This window comes from Corynebacterium sp. TAE3-ERU12, from assembly GCF_019209905.1.
Lineage (GTDB): Bacteria > Actinomycetota > Actinomycetes > Mycobacteriales > Mycobacteriaceae > Corynebacterium.
In genome coordinates this window covers 1132206-1159084 of record NZ_JAHUTM010000001.1, presented here as the reverse complement: position 1 = coordinate 1159084, position 26879 = coordinate 1132206, and the positions used below count along the sequence as shown (strand labels likewise).

Here is a 26879-nt window from a genome sequence, read left to right as displayed (position 1 = left end):
TATGATCTTCTCCATGTCCGAGACCCTCTTGCACCCCCGCGGCGGTACTCCCCCTGTTCTTTCAACTGCTGATGAGGTGGGCCAGGCGGCGGCTGCTATTGCGCAGGGGTCGGGTCCGGCTGCCATTGATACCGAGCGCGCCTCAGCTTTTGTCTATGACGACCGCGCTTTGCTTATCCAGGTCCGCCGTGAAGGCGCCGGCACGTTCCTTATCGATCCGGAGACGAACCCGGGTGCGGTGGGTCCGTTGGTGCCGGTTCTCAATGACATCCCGTGGATTCTGCATGCCGCTGTGTCGGACCTGCCGTGTCTGGCGGAGTTGGGGATGAGCCCTCCGGAGCTTTTCGATACCGAGATCGCCGGTCGCCTACTGGGTTTGCCGAAAGTCAACCTTGCTGCCCTGACTGAGCACTTTTTAGGCTATGGGCTTGCCAAGGGCCACGGCCGTGAGGACTGGTCGACTCGCCCGCTTCCCGACGAGTGGCTGGACTACGCGGCCCTCGATGTCGAACTACTCGGCGATCTGGCTATTGCGCTTTCCGACGCTTTGGCCGAGGTGGACCGTCTTGATTGGCTGATCGACGAGACGACGGCGTTATTGGCAGAACACCCGCCAGCGAAGAATCCCCGGATTGGCGGTAATGCCGATATTCGTTCCGGCTCCCCTGATCCGGAAGGCTGGCGCAGCCTGAAGGGGATCGGTGCTCTGCGCCGGTCTGAGCAGCTGGTCATTGCCCGGGAAATGTGGCTTGCCCGCGACCGTAAGGCCCGCGCACAAGACCGCAGCCCCTCCCTTATCCTCCCGCATGCGGTGATTATTGATGTGGCTAAGACTGTGCCGCATTCTGTCGCGGAAATCTCTGCGGTCCGTGGTTTCCCGCGGCGGCGTTCGGGTGCGGCGAAATACTGGCAGAAGATCGTCGACGATGCCTTAGCCCTGCCCCGTTCGCAGTGGCCGAAACGGGAGCGGGAAACCAAGCGTGGCCGCCCTCGGCACCGGGATTGGTCGGATCGGGCGCCTGGCCCGGCTGAGGCGCTGGCTGCCTTGGAGGAGGCAGTGCAGCATATTTCGGACGAATATGGCATCGAGCAGGCCATGTTGCTGCGCCCGAAGGTGCTGCGCGATCTTGCCTGGCAACTCGGTGACGGGGATGGGGAAGGCACCCAGCCTTGTTCTGTCAGTGAGGTACGTGCCTTGCTGCGCGAGCGTGGTGCGCGGCCATGGCAGGAAGAGCTCATTGGTGATGTGGCCGCTAGCGCGGTGTTATTGCCACGCAGCGAACCACTGTCATAATCATCGCCCGGCCAGCGTTTTCTTACTTTTTATGCAGTAGTGCGATGGCCTCGACATGGTGGGTGTTGGGGAACGCATCAATAGCCTCGAGCCGGTCAATGCGGTAGCCGTGATCAGCCCAGCTGCGTAGGTCGCGGGCGAAAGTGGCGGGGTCGCAGCCGATATGCATGACTTGCTCCGGTCCTGCCGCGGAGACCTGGGAAATAACCTTATTGCCGGCCCCAGTTCGGGGCGGGTCGAGCACAACAATGCGCGGGGCGGAAGTCTCAGCTAGCTTGGCGACGCAGTTCTCCACACGTGCGGTATGCATGGTCACCGGCAAGCCAGTAAGTGCTTTTGTACCTGCCGGGGCTGCCGACGGGGCGGCCTCCACACTGTCGACATGGCCACTATCGCCAACAATCTGGGCTAGTGCAGCGGCGAGCACCCCTACCCCGCCATAAAGATCCCAGGCGGTTGCCCCTGTTGCCGGGGTCAACCAGTTCAGCACCCGGTCGTAGTAGTACTGAGCGGCGCCGCTGTGCGCCTGCCAGAACCCATCGACAGCAACTTCAAAGCGCCGTCCCGCCACGATATGTTCCGCGGTCGGGGTGCCTTCGATAACGGTGGCTGCGGGGCGTTTTCCTTTCGCCCCACGGACACCGCGTTCCGGGGCGGCGCGGTGCATCACGTGCCTGGCCCCATCGGCGTCGATAACCGCGTGCAGTTCCCCGCCGGGAGGGCAGAAACCTTCAGTTCCGACACCGTCGAGCAGCCCGTCGACGACTTGGGTGCAGCCGGTTGCGACAACCAGGTCGCGGGAATGGCGTTTGCGCAACCCGGCCCGGCCGTTATCGTCCACACCCAGGCGGACTCGGGTGCGCCACCCGGTGCTGGGCTTGAGGCTGGTGCTGTCGATAACGTCGGGCAGTTCCGCTGCCGTAAACCGGCCGATCCGACGCAGCGCATCGGCGATAATGGCGGCTTTGAAACGGATTGCGGTGGCGTTGTCGATATAGGCCCAGTCGCAGCAGCCAGCTCCGGCGCGGGCGGCCGGACAGGAGGTGTCGACCCGGTGGCTCGATGGTTCCAGGATGTCTTCTGCAGCACCGCGTAGCAGTTTGGCGTTCGGGTCGTCGAAACGAACCCGGGCGACCTCACCGGCCATGGCGCCACGTACGAGCACAATGCGCCCGTCGAGGGTGCCGATAAACTCACCGCCCTGTGCGGGCCGGTCGATGCGAATATCGGCGGTGGCGCCGGGGGCTTCAGTCATGGGTTTCCTGTTCACTGAGGGTGTCTTGTGCGTGGCGTGCCCGTCGGACAGCCCAGACACAAATAAGCAACGCAATGCCGGTCAGTGGCCAGCCCATGACAACACGGGCGACACCCAACCACTCAACTTCATCAGCGTTGTAGAAGCTGTGCTGCACAAGGAAGCGGGCTGCGAAAACAACCGCCCAGGCGCCTGTGGCGATTTGGTAGGACTTGCGCATCACTGGGTTGCGCACCCAGCTGCTATCGCCGCTGTTGAGGCCTTCCCAGATATAACCCACCGCTGGCCGACGCAACAGCATCGAGACGGTGAAAATCACCGCCAGCAGAGCCGAGTACCAGATGCCATAGAGGAAGAACCCCTTGGCGTCGCCGAGCAATACGGCGATGCCGGCGCCAATGAGCACGGCAAACATGCCGGAAAAGGCTGGCTGCAGGTTTTCTTTGCGCGCCCACCGCCAGATAAAAACGGCCAAGGCCACAGCCACCGAGGCGACCAGCGCAGGGGTCAGGCCCCAGATGCTGTTGACGGGCACTAAGACGAGCACCGGCAGCGTGGAAGCGACCAGGCCGGAGACACCGCCCATCTGCTCAAGCAGGCTGGCGGTTTCTGCTACTGCGTCCTCACCGTCGGGGGCGTGCTGGATCGGGTTGCGCTCGGTCACTGCTGGGCCGGTTTGTTTTCTTCGTCTGCCTTGGCAGCTTCAGCTTCCTGCTGCTGCTTATAGGCCTCGTGGATCTGCTGGGCCATCTGGGCCGGCAGGGTCACCGGCAAGGGCTGGCCGGCCGGGATCGGGTTATCGCCGCGGTTGACGAAAATACGGGCCAGGGTCTCGCGGGCAATCGCCGCCAAATCCTCATTGCCTTCCTCGGGGCCGCCGCAGGTAACCCGCAGCATCCACCGGGGGCCTTCGACACCGATGATGCGCATGCACACACCATCGCGCTTGCCGACGACCTCATCGCCCCACGGGCCCTGCTCGCGGGTGACGGTCAGGCCATCACCGGAGAGGCCCTTTTCAATATCTTCAGCCGAATCGGCCCACAGGCCGCCGGAGGTCGGTGCGGCGAAGGCAACCGGGGTCAACCGGCCGTACTGAGTGACCAAGTGCAACATGGTCGGCCCATTGGGGCCCATCTCGACCTGGATATCGCCGTTTTTCGGGATCGGCAGCAGCAGTGAACCGAGGTTGACCGATGCCTTGGCGAAATCACTGAAATCGTGGTTTTCGGGCTTGTCGATATCGATATCGAACGGGCCCTCGGCGCCGAGAGCGCCACTTTCGGCCTGGGGTGCTGCGGCGCCAGCGTCGGGGGCGTCAGCCGGTGCAGGGTTGTCCTGCACCTGGTCGGCGGCTGGGGCCTGCTGCGGCTGGGCAGCGTCGTCGTCTTTATCGTTGTTCTTGCCGAAAGGCCACATAGTGCGTGGTCTCCTCACCTAGATAGCGTCGGTTATCGAGCTGTATGTCGTTTATTGCGCGCTTTGCGGCGCACCTAGTAGTCCAGGGTAGCGCCCGGTTGGACATAGCGCCGGTGCTTAGACACGCCCACTGGAGCCATAACCAGATGCGCCGCGCTCAGTATCGACAAGTTCATCGACCTCAACAATCTTCGGCAGCTCAACTCGCTGGATAACCAGCTGCGCAATTCGCTCACCGCGTTCAATCACAATCGGCTGATTCGGATCGTGGTTAATCAAACAGACCTTGATCTCACCGCGGTAGCCCGCGTCGATAGTTCCCGGGGTGTTGACGATGGAGAGGCCATGCTTGGCCGCGAAACCCGAACGCGGGTGGATCAGTCCCACGGTGCCCTGCGGCAACGCGATGGCGATACCGGTGCCCACCAGAGTGCGCTCACCGGGGGCTAGTTGGACGTCGTCGGTACTGCGCAGGTCGATACCAGCATCATCGTGATGCGCACGCTGCGGTAGCGGCAGGTCGCGGTCAAGACGCTTAATCTGGAGGTCGCCGAGATCAGGATTCGAGTTCATAGCCCAGCAGAGTACTTCCTGCCGCCAGGGCGTGACGCGCCGGTAGGCGATAGTGCCTACCCGGTAGACTCATCGGTGTGAGTAAGTCGACGAACACCGACAACCCCGGCCAGATCTATCGCGAACGTCTCTACGTGCCGTGGTGGTACTGGGTGGCAGGCGCCATTGCCTGCGCTGTGTGTACTGCCCAGGTGGGCTTTAACCGGCCAGCGATATGGACTGTTGTGGGCGGCATCATTCTCACCGCACTGACTATCTGGGTGCTTGTGACGATGTCGAAGACCTTGGTCCGCGTCGAGGTCGACAGTGCTGGTGAGCGCTGGCTCTACGCGGGCAACGCTGTATTGCCGGCTTCTGTGGTCGCCCGTTCGCTGGTGGTTCCCGAATCCGCCCGGCAGAACGCACTGGGCCGCCAGCTGGACCCCGCGGCGTTCCTGGTCACCCACTCCTGGGTTCCGGACATGGTGCTTTTGGTGCTCGATGACCCGGATGACCCCACACCGTATTGGTTGGTGTCTTCCCGCCACGCAGAAACGCTGCTTGATGAGTTCCTTGGTAAGCACCGCACCAGCGCCTAAAAGTTTCTGCCTGCCTGGTTGAACAACCGCGCACGGCTGAAAAAAAAGACAATGCCCGCCGACCCGGTACCGGATCGGCGGGCATACCCGTGCGGTGGGCTGCTACACGCAGTCGCGACAGTACGGGAGGTCGTCTTCGGGTTCTTTCGCAATCATGGAGACGTGCTGCACTAGGAAACAGGAACCGCAGGTGAACTCGTCATCGCGCCGCGGCACGACGGAGATCTCCAGTTCCTCACCCGATAGGTCTACTTCCTTCGGCTCGAAGGGTTCGACGATTTCTCCATCGTCATCATCGGCGACCTCTGCTTCAGCAGCTGCAGCCTGAAGCTTTTCCAGCGAGTCAGTCTCCATTTCTTCGCTCTGCGTGCGCGGGGAATCGTAATCGACTGCCATCTGCAAGCCCTCCTCCACAGGGGTCCAACCTTTGGCGCTGTTGTTGCGTCTGCGCGGATACTATGTCACCGCGGAAAGCTTGTCATATTTGCTGCTCAAAGGCCCTCTTTTGGGGTCGACGAGCTGTCTACAGCCAGGTCTGGAAGCAAAGTCACTATGCTGAAACGGTCACGACCATTGCCACCACGACCGAAAGGGCACCGATGAAGCGGGTCTCCAGAGGCGTACCGGGATATAACCCGCTGCCCTATTACATACTTCTCGGTGTCCTTATTGCCGCCATGCTCGCCGCGTGGGTCTTAGTGGCCACCCGCACCTCAGACCCAGCCCCGGTGGCCTGTGGTCGCGCTGAGGTCGGGCGCACGGTGCCATCGACTGAGCTTTTCGGTGAACCAGTAGCCCGCCCCAATGAGATCCCGGTTCGCGTCCTCAACGCCAATGGTGAAGCCGGTGACGCCACCCGGGTCGCGGATAAATTATCCACCCTGGGTTTTATGCAACATCCCGAAGGGGCGGCCGGCAATGACCCGGTGATTACCGAGCAGGACCTCAACTGTCACGGCCAACTGCGCTTCGGGCCAGACTCGATTGCCAAGGCACATACTCTGCACGTTTTGGTGCCGTGTTTTGAACTTATCGACGATGGCCGCACCGACGGCACCGTCGACATGGCCCTGGGGCGCGGCTATACGGGAATCGAGGATGCCCCCTCGGTGACCAACGCCCTCAATGAGCTCAATAACGGCGCCGATCCCGCCACTGTGGATATCGACAGCGGCTCACACGAGGTCTGCTAGCCCCTCACCAATCGGCCGGTCCGCGCCGACCTCGCGCACAGCGGCGAAAAACTCTTCAGCCACCGACGGGGCTGCTGCCAACAGCGGGGCGCCCTCCCCATCCGGCAGGCACACCTGAACCCCGGCTTCTTCGGCAATCACAGCCCCGGCGGCGTAGTCCCATTCATTCAGGGCGTGTTCATAGAAAACGTCGAGGCCACCGTCGGCAAGAAAACACAGATCCAACGCAGCCGAGCCCATCCGACGAATATCGCGGACCTGCGGCAATAGCTCAGCAATCCACCGTCCCTGTTGGGCGCGATTATGCGCGTCATAACTAAACCCGGTGCCCAATAATGCCTGGCTCAAGTCGGCAGGTTGGTTGGCCTGCAGCGATACGGTTCGCCCGTCGGCAAGCGTGACTGCCGCACCGGCGCCGCGGGCGGCATGGAACACACGCTGGTGGGCAATATCGGCGACCGCCCCGGCCACAGCTGTGCCACCAATTGTTGCCGCAATGGACACAGAAAACGCTGGTAGCCCGTAGAGGAAATTCACGGTGCCATCAATGGGGTCAACCACCCACCGCACCTGCTGATCATCTCCCCCAGGGCGGGCCTGTCCACCCTGTTCCTCACCAAACACCGCGTCAGCTGGGCGCAAGGCGGCGATGAGGTCACGAATATGCTGCTCAGATTCCTTATCGACGACCGTGACCGGGTCGACCGAACTGGACTTCGTCTCCGTGCCGTCGACAAGCCCTGCGCCGGAGCCGGCAATAAGTTCAGCCCGGCGCCGCCGCACCAGATCTGCGGCTGCGGCGGCAATAGTGCGCGCAAGCTCCCGCAATTCCGTAAAGGAGGGCTCAACAGGGCAATCTGATGTGTGTTCCGCCATGGCGCTATTGTGCCCCGGCCGTACAATTGACGCCATGAGTGACAACCATGGATTCGGCATTGACGTCGGCGGCTCGGGCATTAAAGGCGGTGTGGTCGATTTAGATAACGGCACCCTCGTTGGGGACCGCATCAAAATCAAGACCCCACAGCCAGCCACCCCTGATGCTGTGGCTGCCACCATCGCCGAAATCGTCGAGATCGCCGGCTGGGAGGGGCCCATCGGGGTGACGTTGCCCTCGGTGGTGCGTAATCAGACCGCACTGTTGGCCGCCAATATCGATAAAAGCTGGGTCAACCTTGATTGCGCGGAGCTTTTCGCCCGGCACCTGCCTGGCCGCGATGTGCACGTGCTTAACGACGCTGATGCGGCCGGTATGGCTGAGGCTGCCTACGGTGATGAGCGAGCCAAAAAAGGCTCGGTGGTGCTTTTGACCTTCGGCACCGGTATCGGCTCGGCACTACTGCACGACGGCAAGCTGTTCCCCAATACCGAGTTCGGCCACCTGGAGGTCGACGGTAAGGAAGCCGAGCATATCGCCTCCGCGGCAGTGCGCGAGCGCAAGGAAATGTCGTATAAGAAGTGGACCAAGAAGGTCTCGAAGGTGCTTAACACCTATGAGGACCTGCTGTGGCCGACTCTATTTATCGTGGGCGGCGGTATTAGCCGGAAGCACGAAAAGTGGGTCCCATTGCTGGAGACTCGCACCCCAGTTGTGCCCGCTAAGCTGCAGAATCAGGCCGGTATTGTCGGTGCGGCAATGGCGGTTCAGCAGGGTCTGCGCCCCTGATTCTGGTTGCCTCGACGCGCGCGGCGCCGCTACCGGATAACCGCCTGCGGCGGTTGGTTCGTTACAATGGTGAGTTGATTCACGGTCGGCTGGCTCTTCCACTGTTGTGGACCTAGCACCGACACGTTTCGGCGATACCTTTCGTCGGCCGCCGTGGCGCTATTTATCGGCAATATACGGCCGTGCTTGTGGCATTGCACCACGGGGCGGTCGCACCTGGCATGCACTGTCAGGTGAGGGTTCGTGCCCCGACTATGGTGGGCGCGGCCGTACACACGACATCTTATTGTGAAAGGGCATTCGTGGCAGTCAACGAAAATGATCAGCCGACGGCGTCCGAAGGCTCCGATTCTCAGGGCGACGCTGCCGCGTCGGCGCAGAAAACGACGCGGAAGACAGCTGCGAAGAAGACTGCAGCCAAAAGGACTACCCGCAAGACCGCCGCGAAGAAAACCGCAGCGAAAAAGACCACTCGTAAGCGCACTGCGGCGAAGAAAACCACCGCTGCGGCCACCTCCGAAACCGCTGAAGCCGGTGCCGAGGCAGCCGAGTCAACATCGACGCCGAAGAAGACCGCGAAGAAAACTGCGAAGAAAACCACTCGCAAACGCGCGGCGAAGAAAACAGCTGCGAAGAAGACGGCTGCGAAGAAAACGACTCGTAAACGCGCAGCCAAGAAGGCTGATAACGCGGAGTCAGTGCAGGCGACCTCTGCGAAGGCGAAGAATGCCGAAGCTGAGGATAACGACGAGCTCGACGATGATGATGACGTCGACATCGATATCGCCACTGCCTTGGTCCCAGAACTTGACGACGAAGACAGCGACGAGGATGCCGACGACGATTCCGACGATGACGCCGCTGATGCCGACAGCGTCGACGAAGTCTGGAACGAGGACGAGTCAGCAGCGCTGCGCCAGGCCCGTAAGGACGCCGAGCTTACTGCTTCTGCCGACTCGGTCCGGGCCTACCTCAAACAGATCGGCAAGGTTGCCCTGCTGACCGCTGAGGAAGAAGTTTCTCTGGCCAAGCGCATCGAGTCTGGCCTGTACGCCCAGTACAAGATCGATGAGGCGAAAAAGGCCGGCGAGCGTCTCCCCCACGCCCAGCGCCGTGACCTGCGAGAGATTTCTCGTGATGGCCAGCGCGCGAAAAACCACCTGCTGGAAGCTAACCTGCGCCTGGTGGTGTCCTTGGCGAAGCGTTATACCGGCCGCGGCATGGCTTTCCTTGACCTCATTCAGGAAGGCAACCTTGGTCTGATTCGCGCAGTCGAGAAGTTCGACTACACCAAGGGCTATAAGTTCTCGACCTACGCCACCTGGTGGATTCGTCAGGCGATCACCCGCGCTATGGCCGACCAGGCCCGCACCATTCGTATCCCGGTGCATATGGTGGAGGTCATCAATAAGCTGGGCCGTATTCAGCGTGAGCTGCTGCAGGATCTGGGCCGCGAGCCCACTCCGTTCGAGCTGGCCCGCGAGATGGATATCACCGAGGAGAAGGTCCTCGAGATCCAGCAGTACGCCCGTGAGCCGATCTCGTTGGATCAGACCATCGGCGATGAGGGCGACTCGCAGCTTGGTGACTTCATCGAGGACTCCGAGGCTGTGATCGCCGTCGATGCGGTGTCCTTCACCTTGCTGCAGGACCAGCTGCAGGATGTGCTCAAAACACTGTCTCCGCGTGAGGCTGGCGTTGTGGAGCTTCGCTTCGGCCTTACCGACGGCATGCCCCGCACGCTGGATGAGATCGGACAGGTCTACGGCGTTACCCGCGAACGTATCCGCCAGATCGAGTCGAAGACGATGTCGAAGCTGCGTCACCCCTCGCGTTCTCAGGTGCTGCGCGACTACTTGGAGTAGACACGCTTCCTGCTTGCCTATCCGGCATACGAAAACCGAGCCTGTGCTTGCCCGCAAATGCGGGGCACAGGCTCGGTTTTTTGTTGGTGTGCAGGTCTTAGTAGACCAGGTTGAAAACCCAACCCAGCAGAGTCACCGAGGTGATGGAGATAAGAACCATCGCGATGAGGTTGAGCCACATACCCACCTTGATCATGCTCTGCATGGTCACGTAGCCCGAGCCGTAGGCAATAGCGTTCGGCGGGGTAGCAACCGGCATCACGAAGGCGGAGGTAGCAGCCAAGGCGACGGGCACGCAGAAGACCATCGGGTCCACCCCGAGGGTGAGGGCGATACCGCCGACGATAGGCAGGAAGGTCGCGGCAGTAGCGGTATTGGAGGTGAACTCGGTCAGCAGAAGAACCACCAGCACCATACCGCCGATGATGAACAGCACCGGCAGGCCGCCGAGGCCCTCCATCTGCTCACCGATCCACTCCGATAGGCCAGACTTGGTGAACTGGGTGGAAAGCGCCAGGCCGCCACCGAAGAGCAGCAGCACACCCCACGGCAGTTCGTTCATATTGCGCCAGGTCAGCAGCTTCACGCCGCTGCGGCCGCCAGGAATAATAAACAGTGCAATACCGACGGTCATGGCGATGACCGCGTCGGAGAATAAGGTTTCCTTCCACAGCACCGGAACAAAGACCCAGGCCAGGGCTGCGGCGATGAAGGCGATCAGCACGCGCTTTTCACCAGTGGACATCGGGCCGAGGTCTTTCAGCTGCGCCTTCATCATTTCTCGACCGCCCGGCATCTTGTTGATCTCGGGCTTGTAGAACACGAAGGTCAGCAGCACCCACGCCACCAGCATCAGCACCATAGCCACCGGAACACCCACGAGCATCCAGCGCCCGAACCCGATTTCCAGGTCGTGGTTTTCTGACATATAGGCGACAAGCATCGCATTGGGCGGGGTACCAATGATGGTGCCCAGCGAACCGATGGAGGCCGAATAAGCGATACCCAGCATCAGGGCGATACCGAAATTGGAGTTCGGGGCGCTGTCCTCTTCGGCGTCTTCGGCGATGTCCTGGGCGGCACTATCCGTCGTGGAGGAGCTGTCATGCTTCTTGCCTTCGCGCACAATATCGACGACCTTAGCGAGCACGGAGACACCGATGGGCAGCATCATCACGGCGGTGGCAGTATTCGATACCCACATCGACAAAAAGCCGGTGGCGAGCATGAAGCCCAAGATGAGCATCTGCGAGGAGCTTGCCATGAAGCTCAGTACCCACAGTGCGATGCGCTTATGCAGGTTCCATCGCTGCATAGCCAGCGCCAGCATGAAGCCGCCCATGAACAAGAAGATCGTCGGGTTGGTGTACGAACCCGAGAAATCCCCGATATCGGATAGGCCAAGAGCTGGGAAAAGGACCAGGGGTACCAGGGCGGTGGCGGCGATCGGGATGGCTTCCGACATCCACCAGACGGCGATCAACACTGTTGCAGCGGCGGTGGCGCGCAGTTGATACGACAAGTCGCTCGGCATGACGTAATAGACGACAAACGCCAAAACGACGCCGATGATAAGACCACTGCGTTCGCGGAAGAGTGCGCGCGGGGCGCGACCTCGATCCTTCTGGCCCTCAGATAAGTGCTGGCCGTTCCGGGAGGAAGTCTGTACTGACATAGCTTGAGTACCCCGTCCAGATGATGTTATGGGCTGGAGGCAACTAGGGCGCCGTACGCTCCAGTTGACTGATTACATTTTATTACATCGACATAGCGTCATCCTGTGGGTGTCTCGCTATGCCGCGTCTAACGCATACCTCACCAATTATCGCATTTTCCAAAGGGAAAAGTGTTACCGATGCCCTAAAAAGCTCAGCGGTTTTGACCGCCGCCTAGCCCTTGCGCAAAAAGCTGATCCGTTGCCGGAGTTGGTCCACCGAACACAGCGCGGTCGGCGGCCCACCGCAGCGTTGGCGCACCTCATTATGGATCTGGCCATGTGGCCGCCCAGTGCGTGCAGCAGTCATTGCCACAAGCGTGTTGAGCTCTTTGCGCAGCCGCGGCATTTCCTCACTCATCGCACCGAACGTCGATGACCCGCCCTGACTGGGTTGACTAAACCTCGTTCCCACCGGCGGCGGCACCACTGGAGCAGCACTGTCGGTATCGCCTGAGGTGCGCCCCACCCGTGGCTGCGCAGATGCTTCTTCGCGGGCATTGAGCTGCTGCTCCTGCCGCTTTTGCAACAAGACCTTCATCTGATCCGCGTTGAGCAGACCCGGCAGGCCCAAGTAATCGGCTTCCTCCGCTGACCCAGCCAGCGTCGCCGTGCCATAGGACGACCCGTCATAGATGAGGTAATCCAGCTCAGCGTCGGCCCCGAGAGACTCATAGGGCGGCAGTTCATCGGGTTCATCGCGTTGCCGATTGGCCTCTGCGACCAGATCGTCATCCCAGCCTTCATTGGGCCGGTCGGGTTTGCCAAGCACATGCGTGCGTTGGGCTTCCATCTCACTGGCAAGATCCAGCAGCACCGGAACTGAGGGCAGGAATACCGAAGCGGTCTCCCCGGGGCGCCGCGAACGCACGAAACGACCAACCGCCTGCGCGAAAAACAATGGTGTCGAAGCACTAGTGGCGTAGACGCCAACGGCAAGCCGCGGCACGTCCACCCCCTCGGAGACCATCCGCACCGCCACCATCCATTCATCGGTAGAGGCACTGAAATCAGCGATGCGTTGGGAGCTGCCCTCCTCGTCGGACAGCACTAGCGCCACCGGTGTCGACGACAGGGACTCCAGAATGCGCTTATAGGCGCGTGCCGAGGCCGCGTCGGTAGCGATCACAAGGCCGCCAGCATCGGGCACATCCCGCCGAGTCTGTTGCAGACGGGTGTGGGCCGCACGCAACACCGAGGGAATCCAGTCGCCTTTCGGGTCCAAGGCGGTCCGCCAGGCCCGGGTGGTTTGTTCCGGGGTGGCGATATCACCGATCCGGGCGGCGAATTCCTCGCCGGCGGAGTCACGCCAGCGGGCTTCACCGGAATAAGCCAAAAACACCACTGGCCGGACGATGCCGTCGGCAAGCGCCTCGCGGTAGCCGTAGGTGTAATCGGCGGCGGAGGTGCGGTTTCCTTCAGCATCTTCGACATAGCGCACAAAGGGGATGGCAGCGTCGTCGGACCGAAACGGGGTACCCGTCAAGCACAGCCGTCGGGTGACGTCGCTATAAGCAATTTCGATGCCCTCACCCCAGCTTTTGGCGTCACCACCGTGGTGCACCTCATCGAGGATCACCAAGGTGCGGCGGCTCTCCGCGAGAGTCTGGTGCTTATAGGGCGCCACCGCGACCTGGGCATAGGTAACCGCAATGCCGTGGAAAGCGGGGTTGAGCACGCCGCGGGAGTTGGTGAAATCTGGGTCTAATTGGATGCCCACGCGCGCGGCAGCCTGAGACCACTGCTTTTTCAGGTGCTCAGTGGGCACCACCACAAACACGCGGTCGACCTGCCGGTCGGCAAGCAATTCGGCTGCTAGGCGCAGGGCGAAGGTGGTTTTGCCGGCCCCTGGGGTCGCGACCGCGAGGTAGTCAGTCGGTTGGGCAGCCCGGTAAGCCTCGAGGGCTTCGTGCTGCCATTGCCGCAGTCCGCTCACGCTTATTTACGACGGAGGCTTTGGTAGATCCGTTCGCAGTCCGGGCATACCGGAGAGCCCGGTTTGGCGGACTTCTTCACTGGGAAGGTCTCACCGCACAGGGCTACTACATAACTGCCGCTGACCGCCGATTCGACGATGCTGTTCTTCTTGACGTAGTGGAAGAACTTTGGGGTGTCATCGTCGGTGGTGTTCGACGTGTCAACGTCGGGACGTTCGATGGTTTTGGTGGTTTTCAGCGGGGTGGTCACGAATGCGATTGTGCCGCATCGGCCGCGCACAGTCAGATCGACCCCTCCCCTGGGCTGGTGTGCTTGGCATTAGCCCGCTAATGGTTCGCGGTGTCGCGGCGGCGAGTACCGTCAAAGGCATGGCTCGACTGCGGCGGAAGAATCGGAGGGACACGGCGCTCATTACTGACGCGCGCACTTCGCCGCAACGAAATTACAATCAACGTCGCCATACCTACACGTTGCTGCAGCTATCGCGTATTCCGCTGCTGCTTTTAGCTGGTGCGGCGATTATGTGGTGGGACCTGCCCTGGTTGGCTGCGGTGTTGACGGTTGTGAGTGTGCCGATGCCGTGGATTGCCGTGGTGATTGCCAATGGTGTTGGTGAGCCAGCCGACCGGCGTGCGCCCAGGGTGTATAAACCAGCTGCGGCTCGTGCTGAGGCCGCGCGGTGGGCGGCGGCGCAGCAGAACCAACTAGCTGGTGGTTCGCTGGGGGCGTTGCCTGCGGCAGAGCAGCCGCTTTCCGACGCTGACGGCGACGCGGATGCTGATGACTCGATTGTGATTGATATGCCCACCGACGATGCCCCGAATGAGGACACCGATGACTCCACCGACGACGGAAAAACTGAATAAATTCGCCGGTCACGCCGCCACGCTGGCCCAAGCATTGCACGATGTCGGGTTTAGCCCTGAGGGGTTATCCGCCGCGCTTTCCGACGATGGCATCTGCGCTCTGGATCGCGGTGAACCCGCAGGCGTGCTGTGGGCCTTAGACCGCGCCGGGGATGCTGGCTCGACCGTGTCGGAGGGGTTGCGCAGCGTGATTCGCGGTGTGGTCGTCGGTGAGCCAGCGCCGTTGCGTGAAGTCTTTGGCGACGAACTTACTGATGCGCTGGTTGACTGCGATGTGCTTGCGGCAACCGAATCCGGTGAGCTGTACGCGACTATCGATATCCGCCCGATCACGGTAGGCGAGACCACCGTGTTCGCCTTCTCCGACCGGGATGCGTCCATGCGCCCGCATATTCCCGGCCGCGATCATGTGCCTGGGGTGGGCCGGGCTTCCCGGTCGTTGCTTGATATCACCCCGTGTTCGCCGGTGGGATCGGTTTTGGATCTGGGCGGCGGCTGCGGCATTCAAGCGTTGGGGCAACTATCGGCGGGCTCCCTTGTGGTCACCGATATCAGCGAGCGGGCGAATGCTTTTGCCCGGGCCAGCCTCAACGCAGCTGGGCGCGTCGATGCCGAAGTACTAACGGGTAGCTGGTTTGCGCCGGTAGCGGGGCGCACCTTCGACCGGATTGTTGCCAATCCACCTTTTGTGGTGGGCCCGCCTGAGGTCGGCCATGTCTACCGGGATTCGGGTTTGGATCTCGATGGGGCGACCGAGTTGTTGTTGCGCCAGATCCCCGACTACCTCGCCGAGGACGGTACCGCTCACCTGCTGGGCGCCTGGGTCACTTCAGATGATGAGTCCTGGGAGTCCCGGCTTGCCTCATGGTTGCCGGCTGAGGGAGTGGAGGCCTGGATTGTGCAGCGCGACCATGTCGACGCCATGACCTATGTGGGCACCTGGTTGCGTGATGAGTCGGTTGACCCGCGTACTGAGCACGGCCGTGAGCGGATGCGTCGTTGGGTGCAGCATCTGCACGATCATGGTGTCACCGGCGTCGGCTTTGGCTATATCACCTTGCATGCCATTACTGGGCCTAGTGAGGTCACCTGTGAGGTGATGCCGCAGGCCCTGGGTGGGTCGTTTGCTGAGGAGGCTGAGGAGTTTTTGGCGCGCAGTCAGTGGCTTCGCCATCGCAGTGCCGACGATATTCTCGATGCCTCATTCCAGGTGCGCCCCGATGTCGCTATTGAGAAAGTCGAGCTTGCCGACGTTGAGGCCCGCCAGGGCTTTGAGCCGATCACAGCCCGGGTCTGTCGCACTGATGGGCCGCGGTGGAGCCACGATACCGATCCGGGCACCACTGCCCTATTGGGTGCTCTCCACCCGGATATTCCGTTGCGGGTGACCGTGGAGTTAATGGCCGAGTTTGGCGCTTTCGGTGATGGCGATGGCACTGAGCGCTCGGTCGGGGTGATTGTGGATCTGGTGCGCCACGGCATTGTGCTGCCTACTGATCTCGTTGTAACCGAGGACGCTGATGAAGAAGGGATGGGGCTATGAAGGCTGTGTTGACGCGGGTGACCCGGGCGATGGTGACTGTGGGCGACGAGGTCGTCGGCGAGATTGATGGCGGCCAGACCGGTGGTGTGCTGGCTCTGGTGGGTGTGGGCCGCGATGATGTCGAGGATGCCTGGCAGACCATGGCCCGCAAGATCGCCGAGTTGCGGATTTTGGATGGTGAGGTCAGCGCTGCTGATGTCGGCGCCCCGGTGTTGGTGGTGTCGCAGTTCACTTTATTGGGGGCTACGGCTAAGGGGCGGCGGCCGTCGTGGTCAGCGGCGGCACCTGGGGCGCAGGCGGCCGAGGTTATTGACCGGATTGTGGCCGATTTACGGGATCGGGGTTTATCGGTGGCTACTGGACAGTTCGGGGCGATGATGAAAGTCGAGTCGGTCAATGATGGCCCGTTTACTGTTCTTGTGGAATGTTAGACCGATTTACCTGCCTAAATAGTGCGTGCGGGGCGGTGTGGAAAATAAGTACCTGACTGCTGGGGAACAATCTCTAAAGTCCGTTCGTTAAACCTTATGAACATCGCGACGATCCAGGAGGCCGGTGCATATGACAAACGCGGATGCCCTACCCACAGATGACAAGGGCACCACGGTCGATCGAGGCCGACGCTCGGGTAATAACAACAACCCCTCGCAGGACCTGGTCCGCGTTTATCTCAACGGCATCGGTAAAACCGCGCTGCTTTCTGCCGAAGAAGAAGTTGAGCTGTCTAAGCAGATTGAAGCCGGTGTGTACGCCGAACACCTGCTTGCCGAGGGCGTCAAGGTCACCCGCGCTAAAAAGCGTGACATGAAGGTGCTGGTGAAAGAGGGCAAAGCGGCTCGTGCTCATCTGCTCGAAGCCAACCTGCGGTTGGTGGTGTCGCTGGCTAAGCGCTACACCGGACGCGGTATGCCGCTATTGGATCTGATCCAGGAAGGCAACCTGGGTCTTATCCGCGCTATGGAGAAATTCGACTACACCAAGGGTTTTAAGTTCTCTACCTACGCAACCTGGTGGATTCGCCAAGCAATTACCCGCGGTATGGCCGATCAGTCCCGCACGATTCGGCTTCCTGTTCACTTAGTTGAGCAGGTCAATAAGATTTCCCGGATTAAGCGTGAGCTGTACCAGCAGCTGGGCCGGGAAGCCACCAATGAGGAATTAGCTGACGAGACCGGCATTCCGGAGGAAAAAATCGAGATGCTGCTCCGCCAGTCTCGGGACCCGGTGAGCCTGGATATGCCGGTGGGTACCGATGAGGAAGCCCCGCTGGGTGACTTCATTGAGGATTCTGAAGCCACTGATGCCGAGGAGGCTGTGGTCGCCGCTTTGCGGCATCACGATGTGCGCCGGGTGTTGTCCACTCTGGAGCTGCGGGAGCGTGAGGTCATCAAGCTTCGCTATGGGCTCGATGATGGTTTGCCCCGCACCTTGGACCAGATTGGCCGCCACTTTGGGCTTTCCCGTGAGCGGGTGCGCCAGATAGAGCGTGAGGTGATGGCGAAGCTGCGAGATGGCGATCGCGCGGACAAATTGCGCGCCTACGCTAAGTAGCTGGACGTGGTGTGCTGGGCATACCTTTTCTGCACTGTGAAAAGAAGCCCCAGCGCACACCTTGTTTACAGGGGCTGGACCCGGGAAATATAAACGTGTCTGAGCTCCGCACTAAAGGCACTGATTTCAGTTATCCTTTAATCCTACGTTGCCTGCCGTTACCAACTGAGAAGTTCGGCCGTGCAACACCATGCTTCACCCCGAGGTCGCTGCCGACGGGAAGCTGCGAACCGTATAAGACCGGAGGACGTGACGTGAGGGACCTGGTAGATACCACTGAGATGTATCTTCGAACCATCTACGAGCTCGAAGAAGAAGGCATCGTGCCACTGCGTGCGCGCATTGCTGAGCGCCTCGAGCAGTCGGGCCCGACGGTGTCCCAAACTGTCGCCCGCATGGAGCGCGACGGTCTGGTCGCTGTCGCTCCCGATCGCAGCCTGAAGCTGTCTGAGCAAGGCCGCGATTTGGCCACTGCGGTTATGCGTAAGCACCGCCTGGCTGAGCGCTTGCTCGTCGATATTATCGGCTTGAACTGGGACAAGGTTCACGATGAGGCGTGCCGCTGGGAGCACGTGATGAGTGAAGAGGTTGAGCGTCGGCTGATTTCTGTGCTCAGCAATCACGACTACTCCCCCTTCGGCAACCCGATCCCGGGCCTGGATAAGCTTGGCGCCGATCCGGTGGTGCCCACCGCGGATGCGGTTCGTCTGTCAGAGATCCCGGAGGGCGGCCCGTACACCGTCGTCATTGAGCAGATCAATGAGATCTTGCAGATGGAGCACACCTACATGCGCCGTCTCTACGCTGCCAAGGTCTTCCCCGGGACCGAGGTCGAGATCGAGGTACACTCCGGACGTGTGACTGTTTCCCATAATGACCATTCTCTGGACATCCCGGAAGAACTTGCCCACGCTGTGACGGTGACCCGAAAGTGAAACTCCTTGTTACTGGAGCCGCCGGTTATGTCGGCGGTGTAACTGCAGCTGTTCTCGCCGAAAGTGGCCACGACGTCACTGTCATCGACAACCTCAGTACCGGTAATCGGGATGCCTTGCACCCCGACGTGACCTTCATTGAGGGCGACGTCGCCGACTGTGCCCATGAGGTGCTCGCCGGTGGCAATTTCGACGGTGTCGCTCATTTCGCCGCCCGCTCTTTGGTGGGTGAGTCCTGCCAGGACCCTGCCGCTTATTGGCATGGCAACGTCGGCACCACGCTTGCGTTGCTCGATGCGATGCGGGCTACTGACACCAATAATCTGGTGTTCTCCTCCACTGCGGCTACCTACGGTGAACCCGAGCAGGTACCGATTACCGAGGACAGCCCCAAGGCACCGACGAACCCCTATGGCGCCACCAAGCTTGCTATTGACTACGCAATCACCTCCTACGCCGAGGCGTACGGGCTGGCGGCGACGAGCCTGCGCTACTTCAATGTTGCCGGCGCCTGGCACGGCTATGGCGAAAACCGGGAGATCGAAACCCACCTCATTCCGCTGGTATTGCAGGTAGCACTTGGCCATCGGGACAAGATCATGGTCTTCGGCGATGACTGGCCCACCGTTGATGGCACCTGCGTGCGTGACTATATCCATGTCAAAGACCTCGCTGACGCCCACCTGTTGGCCTTGCAGTCGAATAAGCCTGGGGTGCACCGCATCTACAACCTCGGCTCCGGCGATGGCTACTCGGTTCGCGAAGTCATCGATACGTGCCGTGAGGTCACCGGACACGAGATTCCTGAGGAGAAGGCCCCGCGCCGCGATGGCGACCCGGCCACCCTCATTGCTTCTTCCGCGAAGGCTATCGCCGAGCTCGGGTGGAACCCGCAGCTGACGGATCTGAAGACCATTGTCACCGATGCCTGGGAGTTCACCTCCCAGCTAGGCGATAAGGCCTATTCCGCACGGCGGTAAGCCGTAGCACTGGCGTTTTTGCGCGCCCCACTGTTCACAGCGAATGGTGGGGCGCCATTTCTTTGATCAGCTCATAGCTTGTGGACAGCATGGTCGACACCGCCATATCCCCTTGCCCAGTGTTGATGGCCCGGGACAATAATGAGCTCAGGTTGTGCCCCGGAAATGTTTGGGCTGCCGCTTCGAGTGCATATTGGGCTGCGGTATAACTTCCCATCGCATACCTGTCCAGCGCGTAGCAGGCCAAGGCGTGGGCCCGCAGTTCTCCGCCAAGGCACCGTCCTGCGGCCAACCAGATAGCACGCACCACGGGTTCTCTGTCGTAGTCACTGATAACACTCATTGTCATATCGCGGATGGTGAGGTCGCACAGTGATTGGGCGACGATCTCGATGGCTTCACGGTCGCTCAAGATATCGCAGATCGGCCGCTTACCTGCGTCGATCGCATCGACGAGGTTATTCCACTGCCGCCACCACCGCTGGCGGCGCCGCCAGGTTTCCTGCGGTACCTCTGTGCGCAGTATTTCTTGCCACTGCGCTTGCACCTGCGCCACAACATCCTGGATGAGTTCTTGTGGGGCGAAGGGGTCCGGCTCGAAGCGTTGTGCCAGTGCGGCGAAGTCCGGTGCGATGGCCTCGCCGGATTGGGCCAGAGCAAGCGCAGAACAGCTTTGCGCCGGATCACCGACCCACCCCACCATGCAACCATCCGGGGTATAGATCTCGGTGCCAGGTGAAATAGCGGCAACACCTGCGACAACGCCGAGTTTTACGCCCGCTGTGCGTACAACCGCTGCCAGATCCTCGCCCAGGGTTGTTGTGACAGGGTGTGCCCACTCAGGACTGATGAAGAAGAAATCCACCCACTCCACATCGGTGTCTTCGACGAGGACATTGCGGATATCGTCGGCAAGCTCATCGGGTTTATCGAGGTTGCGGATGAGAAGGGCTGCTTTGAAGGTCTGCTCGGGGTGGTAGGCGCCATAAGGCCCGGTGGGGTTTGACGCTTCGGTGCGCATCAGCATGGCGACGATATTGGAAGGGTGAAAGCCGAGGTACCCCGGCAGGTTGGTAAAGAATGCGATGGTGTCGAGGTCGAAGGGCTGTGGCTGGCTGCTTGTGTCGGGCATGCTGTGACCGTGCCTTGTTCAGTGGCGTCGGCGTCGGCACGCAGGCACCTGTGGGCCCGGTTTTGTGGATTGTGCCGCAATAGTGGATAACTTGTTCGAATACGATGGTGCGAATGCGGAATACTTCCGTATGCCACGTCGTTATGCCTAGCACGACACTAAATCTGAGTGCGGGCCAGGTAGACTGGTTCCTCACATTCCGGCCGCGAAAGGAGGCGACCCCACAATGTCAACGAACGAAAGCGACAATGGCATGTACCACCTGGAGATTCCCACTCCCGACGTACGCGCCCAGGATGGTCGCCTGACGATGGTGGTGGCCCTGCGGGGCTATGCCGACGCAGGCCTTGCCGTTGGGGCTACTGCCGAGCACCTGCTGAGCAACCTCGACCACCGTCGAATTGTCTCGTTCCACAATGATGAGCTCATTGACTACCGCTCCCGTCGACCGGCGGTGACCATGATCGGCGACGAGGTGGCCAGTATCGACGATATGGGCCTGTCGCTGGAGGTCATGCGCGATGGTTCCGGCAAGCCCTTCCTGCTGCTATCGGGCCCGGAGCCGGATTTCCGGTGGGATGCGTTTTCTTCTGCGGTCGCCGATTTAGCCGAGCGGTTTAATGTTGGGCGCACTGTGGCGCTTTATGCTGCACCGATGACGGTTCCGCATACCCGGCCGATGAATATCATCTGCCACGGCACCGACCGCGATGTGATGGAGCGCTACCGGTCCTGGGGCCAGCGGGTCACTGTTCCGGGTGCGGCGAGCTTACGTCTTGAGCTGGAGATTTCCCGTCGCGGCGGCACCACAAGTGGCTTTACTGCCCAGGTGCCGCACTATATCGCCCAGTCGGAGTACCCGAATGCGGTGCTTGCATTGCTGCAGGTGCTTTCCGACGTCGGTGGCCTGGAACTTCCCACTGAGGCTATTGAGCGTGAGTCCGAACGTGTCCAAGAGATGCTCGGCGAGCAGGTCGAAGAGACCGAGGAGATCGGTCGGCTGGTGCATATGCTCGAGCAGCAGCATGACGAGGAAGAACGTCGACGCTCGATGTTGGAGTCCAGTCCGCTGATTCGCCCGGATGGGTCGATGGCCACTGCTGACGAGTTGGGCGCGGAGTTCGAGGAGTTTTTGGCTAAGAACGCCTCCGCTCCCCGTCCAGGCGGCGCGGATACCGACAACGCCGGCAGCCCACGCGATGCGGCTACAGATCCGGTCAATGAGCTTTCCGACGATGCCGCCGGTATTGCCGATTCTGCGGAAACCGCAGCAGCCGACGACGCTGATAGCACTGACGACGCTGACAGCATTGACGGCACTGACCGCACTGTGGACACGGAACCCCATGCGGCGGCGGATACGTCGGACCAGCAGCAGCCCGAATCTTTTGCGAGGGCTCTGGGCGAACACGCCGTGCGGCGCTTGCCGAAGAAGCTGCGTTCTTGGTTTCGCCGCTAGTTAGTTTTCCGTCACGCCCCGGGCAGTAATGTCCGGGGCTTAGCTACGCTGGGTTTGTGCTTCTCTCACAGATGTTGCCTGACCTTGCCGAGGTTCCCGACTCCATGGTGTCGGAGGCCGCCGTTGACTGTTTCACCAGGTGGACACAGTCACGGTCGATAAGCCTCTACCCTGCCCAGGAGGAGGCGACTCTCGCCCTGGCCGGTGGTGACCACGTCATCCTTGCCACGCCGACGGGGTCGGGTAAGTCGATGGTGGCTATCGCCGCGCACTTTTTGTGCATGGCCCAGGGCGGCCGCAGCTTCTACACCGCGCCGATTAAAGCGCTGGTGAGCGAGAAGTTCTTTGCTCTGTGTGAGATTTTCGGCGCCGATAACGTCGGCATGATGACCGGTGATGCCACCGTCAATGGCAAGGCGCCGATTATCTGCGCGACTGCTGAGATCGTTGCCAATATTGCGCTGCGCGAAGGAGCCGAGGCCGATATTGACCAGGTCGTGATGGATGAGTTCCACTACTACGCTGACCCGCAGCGCGGCTGGGCATGGCAGGTACCGCTTCTGGAATTGACCGGCGCACAGTTTTTGCTGATGTCGGCGACTTTGGGTGATGTCTCCATGTTCCAGAAGGACCTCAAGCGCCGCACGGGCCGCAATGTTGAGCTCGTCGCCGGGTCGACTCGCCCGGTCCCCCTGGATTTTTCCTACGTATTCACACCGGTGCACGAGACCATTGAGCAGTTGCTTGCCGATAACAAGGCCCCGGTGTACGTGGTGCACTTTTCCCAGCGGGAGGCTGCTGAGCGGGCCCAGGCGTTGACGGGGATGAAGCTTGTTAATGATGAGGAAAAGCAACGCATCCGCGATGAGATCGGTGGGTTTAGATTCACCACCGCTTTTGGTAGGGACCTCTCGAAATTATTGCGTCGCGGGATTGGGGTGCACCACGCCGGGATGCTCCCGAAGTACCGGCGTCTTGTGGAGCGGCTGAGCCAAACAGGTTTGCTTAAAGTCATCTGCGGTACCGACACCCTCGGGGTGGGTATCAATGTGCCAATCCGTACTGTGCTGATGACCGGGCTGGTCAAGTACGACGGCATCAAGCAGCGCACCTTGAGTTCCCGGGAGTTCCACCAGATCGCCGGGCGTGCGGGACGGGCCGGGTATGACACCGAAGGCACTGTGGTCGTACAGGCCCCGGACTACGAGATTGAGAACGTCAAACTCCGCAAGCGTGCTGGTCAAGACGAGGCGAAGTTGAAGAAACTGCGCAAAAAATCAGCACCTAAGGGTGAGGTCACCTGGTCCCAAAAGACCTATGAGCGCCTCATTGACCAGGAGCCGGAATCACTGACAAGTAGGTTCCAGGTGTCCAACGCCATGGTGCTCAACGTTATTGGTCGCGGCGGCGATACGTTTGCCCATATGCGCCATCTGCTGCGCGATAATCATGACACCCGGCACCAGCAGAACCAGGCTATTTTGAAGGCTATTGAGCTCTATCGGGGGCTGGAGTCCGCCGATATTGTGGGTCTGACGGAAACCAAGTTCGGCCCGCAGCCGCGACTTACCATTGAGCTGCAGCGCGACTTTGCTTTGGACCAGCCATTGGCGCCGTTGGCCATTGCCGCGTTGGATCTGCTGGATAAGGAGTCGGAGACCTACGCACTGGATGTGCTGAGTGTTTTCGAGTCGATTCTTGATGACCCACGTCCCCTACTGGCGGCCCAGCAGCGCGCTGCTCGTGGTGCAGAAATCGCCGCACTGAAAGCCGACGGCGTGGAGTACACCGAGCGGATGGCGCTTATCGAGGACATCACCTATCCGCAGCCGTTGGCCGAGGAACTCGAAGCGGCTTATCAGACCTACGCCAAGGGACACCCGTGGGTGCGGGAGTTCGATATTTCACCGAAGTCCGTGGTCCGCGACATGGTGGAAAAGGCGATGACGTTCTCAGATGTGATTGCTGAGTACGGGTTGGCCCGGGCCGAAGGCGTGGTGCTGCGCTACCTCACCGATGCGTGGCGCACGTTGCGGCACACATTGCCCCCAGAGCACACCACCGATGAGCTGTCCGACATCATCGAGTGGCTCGGCGAGACTGTCCAACAGGTGGACTCGTCACTGGTTGATGAATGGGCGCGGATGGCCGATCCGGACGCGCCTGTTGATGAGCAGACGCTGCGTGAGGTTGCTTATGGCGATGATGGTTCCCGTCCGCTGACGGGTAATCGGCGCGCATTTACCCGCATGGTGCGTAATTACTTCTTCCGCCACGTGCAGCTCTTCGCCTTCGAGCGTGAGGATGCCTTGGCCGAGCTTGATGCGTATCTGGATAATGCCCCGGATTGGCCGGCATTGATGGACGACTACTACGACGAGTACGACGAAGTGCTTATCGACGCTGATGCCCGTGGCCCAGAGATGTTCCACATCGAAGACGCCACCGCCGATGGCGTGTGGCGCGTGCGGCAGATCCTGCACGACCCCAATGGTGATAAGGGATGGCAGCTTATCGGCGAGGTTGACCTCGCTGCCTCAGATGAGGCCGGCGAGGTACAACTACGCAGCCTTGAGGTGCAGGCTGGCTAGTCCGCGATCCGGGAATCGACCGCGCCGGTGGCTTTATAGGCGCGGGTAACCAGGTCTCCGATTCGGATATATTCCTCACCGCGCACAGAGCTGGCCCGGTGCACCATACCGACGGTGCGGCCGGGGCGGTTCGGGCCGGCAAAACGTGCTGTTGCCAGATTGGGCCGGGTTGCCTCAACAGGTAGGGCTGATGCGGGAATGAGCGTTTCGCCCAGGCCGCCGGCAACGCACTGGACCACAGTCGACAAGGATGCGGCGCGGGTTTCCGGGGCAACATCTTCCTTTTGCTGCATATTGACGCTGCGGCACAGGTCGAGGACCTGGTCGCGCATGCAGTGCCCGTCGTCAAGCAGCAATAAATCCAGGTCGTTCAGAGCGTCTAGTGAGATGTCGTCGCGGCCGGCCAAAGGGTGGTTCTCTCCCGTGACCAGGTGGAATTCTTCCTCATAGAGCGGGGTTTCTTGGAAGATGGACACCCCAGTTGGCAGCGCCATAATCGCCAGATCGATAGAGCCGGAGCGCAGTGCCTCCATGAGGTGGGCGGTGGGCTCTTCGTGGATACGCGGCTCTAGGTCGGGCAATTCCTCGCGCACAATCCGCAAAAAATTCGGGAGCACATAGGGCGCGATAGTGGGAATAAAGCCTATGGACAGCGGCCCAGACAGACTCGCAGACCGGCCAGCAGCACGTTCCACGACCTCGTCGACAAGCTCAGAGACATCCCTAGCCAGCGGCAACAGGCCGCGCCCGAGCGGGGTGACAAGCACCCGGCGGGTTGATCGCTCGACGAGTTGGACGTCAAGACCCTGCTCAAGGGTGGCTAATGCTTGGGACAAAGAAGGCTGCGAGATGCCGAGCTTGCGAGCTGCCTGACCGAAATGGCCGGTATCAGCAATAGCTACAAACGCGCGCAGCTGCGGCAGGGTCGGCCGGTACTCTCGATTACGCATACCTATCACCATACCGTAAATTCTTCAGTGATTCCTCTTGACGGGCTTATGGTTGCCGTGCATACTCGACATTGAGCCCGCACGGTAGAGCGGTCCACAGCCTGGAACGCTCTGGCCTTCACCCAGCGGGGATAACAGCCCTTTCTTCAACGCAATCCCACAGGAGGATTTTCATGGCTCTGCTAACCATTGGTGACCAGTTCCCTCAGTTCGACCTCACCGCCCTTAAGGGCGGCAATCTCCGCGAGGCAAATGCCTCTTCCCCGGAGGATTACTTCGAGCAGGTCACCAACGACTCCTTCGAAGGTAAGTGGAAGATCTTCTTCTACTACCCCAAGGACTTCACCTTCGTCTGCCCCACTGAGATTGCTGCCTTCGGCAAGCTTTACGAAGAGTTCGAAGACCGCGACACCGTGGTCCTCGGCGGTTCCGGCGATAACGAGTTCTCCCACTTCAACTGGCGTGCAACCCACCCCGAGCTGCTCGAAATTCCGTTCCCCATGTTCGCCGATGTGCGCCATGACCTGATGCGCGCCCTCGGTGTGGAAAACAGCGACGGCGTTGCCGACCGCGTTACCTACATCGTCGACCCCGATGGTGTTATCCAGTTCGTCTCCGCTACCCCGGACGCCGTCGGCCGTAACGTCGACGAGGTGCTTCGCGTTCTCGACGCGCTGCAGTCCGAAGAGGTCTGCGCATGCAACTGGGAGAAGAACGACCCGACCAAGAACATCGACAAGATGGACGTCTTGAAGCAGGAGCTGAACTAATACATGAGCATCGATAATCTTCGTTCCGGCCTTCCGGAGTACGCCAAGGACCTCAAGCTGAACCTGGGTTCGCTGACTCGTACCACCGAGCTCAACGAACAGCAGCTCTGGGGCAGCCTGCTGGCCTGTGCCGCTGCCACCCGCAACGACACGGTCTTCTCCGAAATCGCTGATGAGGCCAAGGATCACCTCTCCGAGGACGCTTTTAATGCCGCCCTTGGTGCCGCCTCCATCATGGCGATGAATAACGTCGCCTACCGCACCCGGCACATGCTTGGCGAGGACTACACCCAGGTCAAGTTCGGCCTGCGGATGAATATCATCGCCAAGCCGGGCGTGGAGAAGTCCGACTTCGAGCTGTGGGCACTGGCCGTTTCCTCCATTAACGGCTGTGAAGCCTGCGTCACCGCTCACGATAAGGTCGTGCGCGAAGAGGGCCTGACCAAGGAGCAGGTCTGGGAGGCCGTTAAGGTCGCCGGTACCGTTCAGGGTGTCGCCCAGGCAGTCCAGATTGAGGATGCCCGCTAGTCACACCCTTGGCTAGAAAGAACTAATCGCCGTTTGGTGGGAGACCCACCAAACGGCGATTTTTCTATCGTTATACCGA

General features: G+C 60.7%; 26 protein-coding genes. 15 read left to right on the top strand and 11 right to left on the bottom strand.

Translation table 11 applies throughout. The features are described from left to right. Positions 1 to 13: 13 nt before the first annotated feature. Complete coding sequence (locus KRX51_RS05270; protein ID WP_218361932.1) at positions 14 to 1294, top strand: HRDC domain-containing protein; 1281 nt, start codon at positions 14 to 16, stop codon at positions 1292 to 1294. Positions 1295 to 1316: 22 nt separating this feature from the next. Here KRX51_RS05270 and KRX51_RS05265 read toward each other — a convergent pair whose 3' ends face one another. The 4 genes from KRX51_RS05265 to dut form a co-directional block, all read right to left on the bottom strand. Continuing rightward, positions 1317 to 2549: a class I SAM-dependent RNA methyltransferase gene (locus KRX51_RS05265; RefSeq protein ID WP_218361931.1), complete on the bottom strand. Its 1233-nt coding sequence runs from the start codon at positions 2547 to 2549 to the stop codon at positions 1317 to 1319. Continuing rightward, on the bottom strand, positions 2542 to 3213 hold the full coding sequence (locus tag KRX51_RS05260) for a DUF3159 domain-containing protein (protein WP_218361930.1): 672 nt from the start codon (positions 3211 to 3213) through the stop codon (positions 2542 to 2544). The genes KRX51_RS05265 and KRX51_RS05260 overlap by 8 nt, the downstream gene beginning before the upstream one ends. After that, positions 3210 to 3968, bottom strand: a complete 759-nt coding sequence (locus tag KRX51_RS05255; RefSeq protein ID WP_218361929.1) for a DUF3710 domain-containing protein — start codon at positions 3966 to 3968, stop codon at positions 3210 to 3212. The genes KRX51_RS05260 and KRX51_RS05255 overlap by 4 nt, the downstream gene beginning before the upstream one ends. A 117-nt stretch (positions 3969 to 4085) precedes the next feature. Beyond that, complete coding sequence (gene dut, locus KRX51_RS05250; protein WP_218361927.1) at positions 4086 to 4541, bottom strand: dUTP diphosphatase; 456 nt, start codon at positions 4539 to 4541, stop codon at positions 4086 to 4088. Between the two features lie 77 nt (positions 4542 to 4618). On the opposite strand from dut, the gene KRX51_RS05245 reads away from it, so the two are divergent. After that, entirely contained in the window at positions 4619 to 5119 is a 501-nt protein-coding gene (locus tag KRX51_RS05245; protein WP_370625026.1) for a DUF3093 domain-containing protein, read from the top strand. A gap of 102 nt (positions 5120 to 5221) precedes the next feature. Here the strand turns inward: KRX51_RS05245 and KRX51_RS05240 are convergent, their stop codons facing one another. Further along, entirely contained in the window at positions 5222 to 5515 is a 294-nt protein-coding gene (locus tag KRX51_RS05240; RefSeq protein ID WP_218361925.1) for a DUF4193 family protein, read from the bottom strand. A 203-nt stretch (positions 5516 to 5718) separates the two neighbouring features. On the opposite strand from KRX51_RS05240, the gene cei reads away from it, so the two are divergent. Further along, positions 5719 to 6312, top strand: a complete 594-nt coding sequence (gene cei, locus KRX51_RS05235; RefSeq protein ID WP_218361924.1) for an envelope integrity protein Cei — start codon at positions 5719 to 5721, stop codon at positions 6310 to 6312. Here cei and KRX51_RS05230 read toward each other — a convergent pair. Then, complete coding sequence (locus KRX51_RS05230) at positions 6295 to 7188, bottom strand: inositol monophosphatase family protein (RefSeq protein WP_218361923.1); 894 nt, start codon at positions 7186 to 7188, stop codon at positions 6295 to 6297. The two genes, cei and KRX51_RS05230, sit on opposite strands and share 18 nt — an antisense overlap. Before the next feature lie 34 nt (positions 7189 to 7222). Between KRX51_RS05230 and ppgK the strand changes: the two genes are divergently transcribed. Then, the gene (ppgK, locus tag KRX51_RS05225) at positions 7223 to 7978 is read left to right on the top strand and encodes a polyphosphate--glucose phosphotransferase (RefSeq protein ID WP_218361922.1); all 756 of its coding nucleotides are present in this window, start codon (positions 7223 to 7225) and stop codon (positions 7976 to 7978) included. 302 nt (positions 7979 to 8280) lie between these two features. After that, positions 8281 to 9843, top strand: a complete 1563-nt coding sequence (locus KRX51_RS05220) for an RNA polymerase sigma factor (RefSeq protein WP_370625025.1) — start codon at positions 8281 to 8283, stop codon at positions 9841 to 9843. A gap of 97 nt (positions 9844 to 9940) precedes the next feature. Here KRX51_RS05220 and KRX51_RS05215 read toward each other — a convergent pair whose 3' ends face one another. The 3 genes from KRX51_RS05215 to KRX51_RS05205 form a co-directional block, all read right to left on the bottom strand. Beyond that, a complete protein-coding gene (locus tag KRX51_RS05215; RefSeq protein WP_218361921.1) occupies positions 9941 to 11518 on the bottom strand; it encodes a DASS family sodium-coupled anion symporter in 1578 nt (525 codons plus the stop codon). Between the two features lie 214 nt (positions 11519 to 11732). Next, complete coding sequence (locus KRX51_RS05210; protein WP_218361920.1) at positions 11733 to 13493, bottom strand: DEAD/DEAH box helicase; 1761 nt, start codon at positions 13491 to 13493, stop codon at positions 11733 to 11735. Positions 13494 to 13495: 2 nt separating this feature from the next. Next, entirely contained in the window at positions 13496 to 13744 is a 249-nt protein-coding gene (locus KRX51_RS05205; protein ID WP_218361919.1) for a DUF3039 domain-containing protein, read from the bottom strand. A gap of 119 nt (positions 13745 to 13863) precedes the next feature. On the opposite strand from KRX51_RS05205, the gene KRX51_RS05200 reads away from it, so the two are divergent. The 6 genes from KRX51_RS05200 (at position 13864) to galE (ending at position 19370) form a co-directional block, all read left to right on the top strand. Then, positions 13864 to 14361 (top strand): DUF3099 domain-containing protein, encoded by a 498-nt coding sequence (locus tag KRX51_RS05200; RefSeq protein WP_255549379.1) that lies wholly within the window; start codon positions 13864 to 13866, stop codon positions 14359 to 14361. Then, positions 14330 to 15904 carry a methyltransferase gene (locus KRX51_RS05195; protein ID WP_218361918.1) on the top strand — a complete coding sequence of 525 codons (1575 nt, stop codon included), beginning with the start codon at positions 14330 to 14332 and terminating at the stop codon, positions 15902 to 15904. Before KRX51_RS05200 ends, KRX51_RS05195 begins: the two co-directional genes overlap by 32 nt. Next, positions 15901 to 16335, top strand: a complete 435-nt coding sequence (gene dtd / locus KRX51_RS05190) for a D-aminoacyl-tRNA deacylase (protein WP_218361916.1) — start codon at positions 15901 to 15903, stop codon at positions 16333 to 16335. Before KRX51_RS05195 ends, dtd begins: the two co-directional genes overlap by 4 nt. A gap of 130 nt (positions 16336 to 16465) precedes the next feature. Next, on the top strand, positions 16466 to 17455 hold the full coding sequence (locus KRX51_RS05185) for a sigma-70 family RNA polymerase sigma factor (protein ID WP_218361915.1): 990 nt from the start codon (positions 16466 to 16468) through the stop codon (positions 17453 to 17455). A gap of 254 nt (positions 17456 to 17709) precedes the next feature. Continuing rightward, positions 17710 to 18390: a metal-dependent transcriptional regulator gene (locus tag KRX51_RS05180; RefSeq protein ID WP_218361913.1), complete on the top strand. Its 681-nt coding sequence runs from the start codon at positions 17710 to 17712 to the stop codon at positions 18388 to 18390. Next, positions 18387 to 19370 carry a UDP-glucose 4-epimerase GalE gene (gene galE / locus KRX51_RS05175; RefSeq protein WP_218361911.1) on the top strand — a complete coding sequence of 328 codons (984 nt, stop codon included), beginning with the start codon at positions 18387 to 18389 and terminating at the stop codon, positions 19368 to 19370. The genes KRX51_RS05180 and galE overlap by 4 nt, the downstream gene beginning before the upstream one ends. A gap of 34 nt (positions 19371 to 19404) precedes the next feature. Here galE and KRX51_RS05170 read toward each other — a convergent pair whose 3' ends face one another. Continuing rightward, complete coding sequence (locus tag KRX51_RS05170; RefSeq protein WP_218361910.1) at positions 19405 to 20502, bottom strand: DUF4192 family protein; 1098 nt, start codon at positions 20500 to 20502, stop codon at positions 19405 to 19407. Between the two features lie 226 nt (positions 20503 to 20728). Between KRX51_RS05170 and KRX51_RS05165 the strand changes: the two genes are divergently transcribed. After that, positions 20729 to 21961: a PAC2 family protein gene (locus KRX51_RS05165; protein WP_218361908.1), complete on the top strand. Its 1233-nt coding sequence runs from the start codon at positions 20729 to 20731 to the stop codon at positions 21959 to 21961. A gap of 71 nt (positions 21962 to 22032) precedes the next feature. Further along, on the top strand, positions 22033 to 24552 hold the full coding sequence (locus KRX51_RS05160; RefSeq protein ID WP_218362285.1) for an RNA helicase: 2520 nt from the start codon (positions 22033 to 22035) through the stop codon (positions 24550 to 24552). Here the strand turns inward: KRX51_RS05160 and KRX51_RS05155 are convergent. Next, on the bottom strand, positions 24549 to 25502 hold the full coding sequence (locus KRX51_RS05155) for a hydrogen peroxide-inducible genes activator (protein WP_218361907.1): 954 nt from the start codon (positions 25500 to 25502) through the stop codon (positions 24549 to 24551). The two genes, KRX51_RS05160 and KRX51_RS05155, sit on opposite strands and share 4 nt — an antisense overlap. Before the next feature lie 173 nt (positions 25503 to 25675). Between KRX51_RS05155 and KRX51_RS05150 the strand changes: the two genes are divergently transcribed. Then, positions 25676 to 26272, top strand: a complete 597-nt coding sequence (locus tag KRX51_RS05150) for a peroxiredoxin (RefSeq protein ID WP_218361905.1) — start codon at positions 25676 to 25678, stop codon at positions 26270 to 26272. Between the two features lie 3 nt (positions 26273 to 26275). Then, entirely contained in the window at positions 26276 to 26800 is a 525-nt protein-coding gene (locus KRX51_RS05145; RefSeq protein WP_218361903.1) for a carboxymuconolactone decarboxylase family protein, read from the top strand. Positions 26801 to 26879: the final 79 nt, after the last annotated feature.

Bases quoted from the DNA above. Each gene is read 5' to 3' on its own strand.
- KRX51_RS05270 (WP_218361932.1), top strand. From the start codon at position 14: ATGTCCGAGACCCTCTTGCACCCCCGCGGCGGTACTCCCCCTGTTCTT.
- KRX51_RS05265 (WP_218361931.1), bottom strand. From the start codon at position 2,549: ATGACTGAAGCCCCCGGCGCCACCGCCGATATTCGCATCGACCGGCCC.
- KRX51_RS05255 (WP_218361929.1), bottom strand. From the start codon at position 3,968: ATGTGGCCTTTCGGCAAGAACAACGATAAAGACGACGACGCTGCCCAG.
- dut (WP_218361927.1), bottom strand. From the start codon at position 4,541: ATGAACTCGAATCCTGATCTCGGCGACCTCCAGATTAAGCGTCTTGAC.
- KRX51_RS05240 (WP_218361925.1), bottom strand. From the start codon at position 5,515: ATGGCAGTCGATTACGATTCCCCGCGCACGCAGAGCGAAGAAATGGAG.
- cei (WP_218361924.1), top strand. From the start codon at position 5,719: ATGAAGCGGGTCTCCAGAGGCGTACCGGGATATAACCCGCTGCCCTAT.
- KRX51_RS05230 (WP_218361923.1), bottom strand. From the start codon at position 7,188: ATGGCGGAACACACATCAGATTGCCCTGTTGAGCCCTCCTTTACGGAA.
- ppgK (WP_218361922.1), top strand. From the start codon at position 7,223: ATGAGTGACAACCATGGATTCGGCATTGACGTCGGCGGCTCGGGCATT.
- KRX51_RS05215 (WP_218361921.1), bottom strand. From the start codon at position 11,518: ATGTCAGTACAGACTTCCTCCCGGAACGGCCAGCACTTATCTGAGGGC.
- KRX51_RS05200 (WP_255549379.1), top strand. From the start codon at position 13,864: ATGGCTCGACTGCGGCGGAAGAATCGGAGGGACACGGCGCTCATTACT.
- KRX51_RS05195 (WP_218361918.1), top strand. From the start codon at position 14,330: ATGACTCCACCGACGACGGAAAAACTGAATAAATTCGCCGGTCACGCC.
- dtd (WP_218361916.1), top strand. From the start codon at position 15,901: ATGAAGGCTGTGTTGACGCGGGTGACCCGGGCGATGGTGACTGTGGGC.
- KRX51_RS05185 (WP_218361915.1), top strand. From the start codon at position 16,466: ATGACAAACGCGGATGCCCTACCCACAGATGACAAGGGCACCACGGTC.
- KRX51_RS05170 (WP_218361910.1), bottom strand. From the start codon at position 20,502: ATGCCCGACACAAGCAGCCAGCCACAGCCCTTCGACCTCGACACCATC.
- KRX51_RS05165 (WP_218361908.1), top strand. From the start codon at position 20,729: ATGTCAACGAACGAAAGCGACAATGGCATGTACCACCTGGAGATTCCC.
- KRX51_RS05160 (WP_218362285.1), top strand. From the start codon at position 22,033: ATGTTGCCTGACCTTGCCGAGGTTCCCGACTCCATGGTGTCGGAGGCC.
- KRX51_RS05155 (WP_218361907.1), bottom strand. From the start codon at position 25,502: ATGCGTAATCGAGAGTACCGGCCGACCCTGCCGCAGCTGCGCGCGTTT.
- KRX51_RS05150 (WP_218361905.1), top strand. From the start codon at position 25,676: ATGGCTCTGCTAACCATTGGTGACCAGTTCCCTCAGTTCGACCTCACC.
- KRX51_RS05145 (WP_218361903.1), top strand. From the start codon at position 26,276: ATGAGCATCGATAATCTTCGTTCCGGCCTTCCGGAGTACGCCAAGGAC.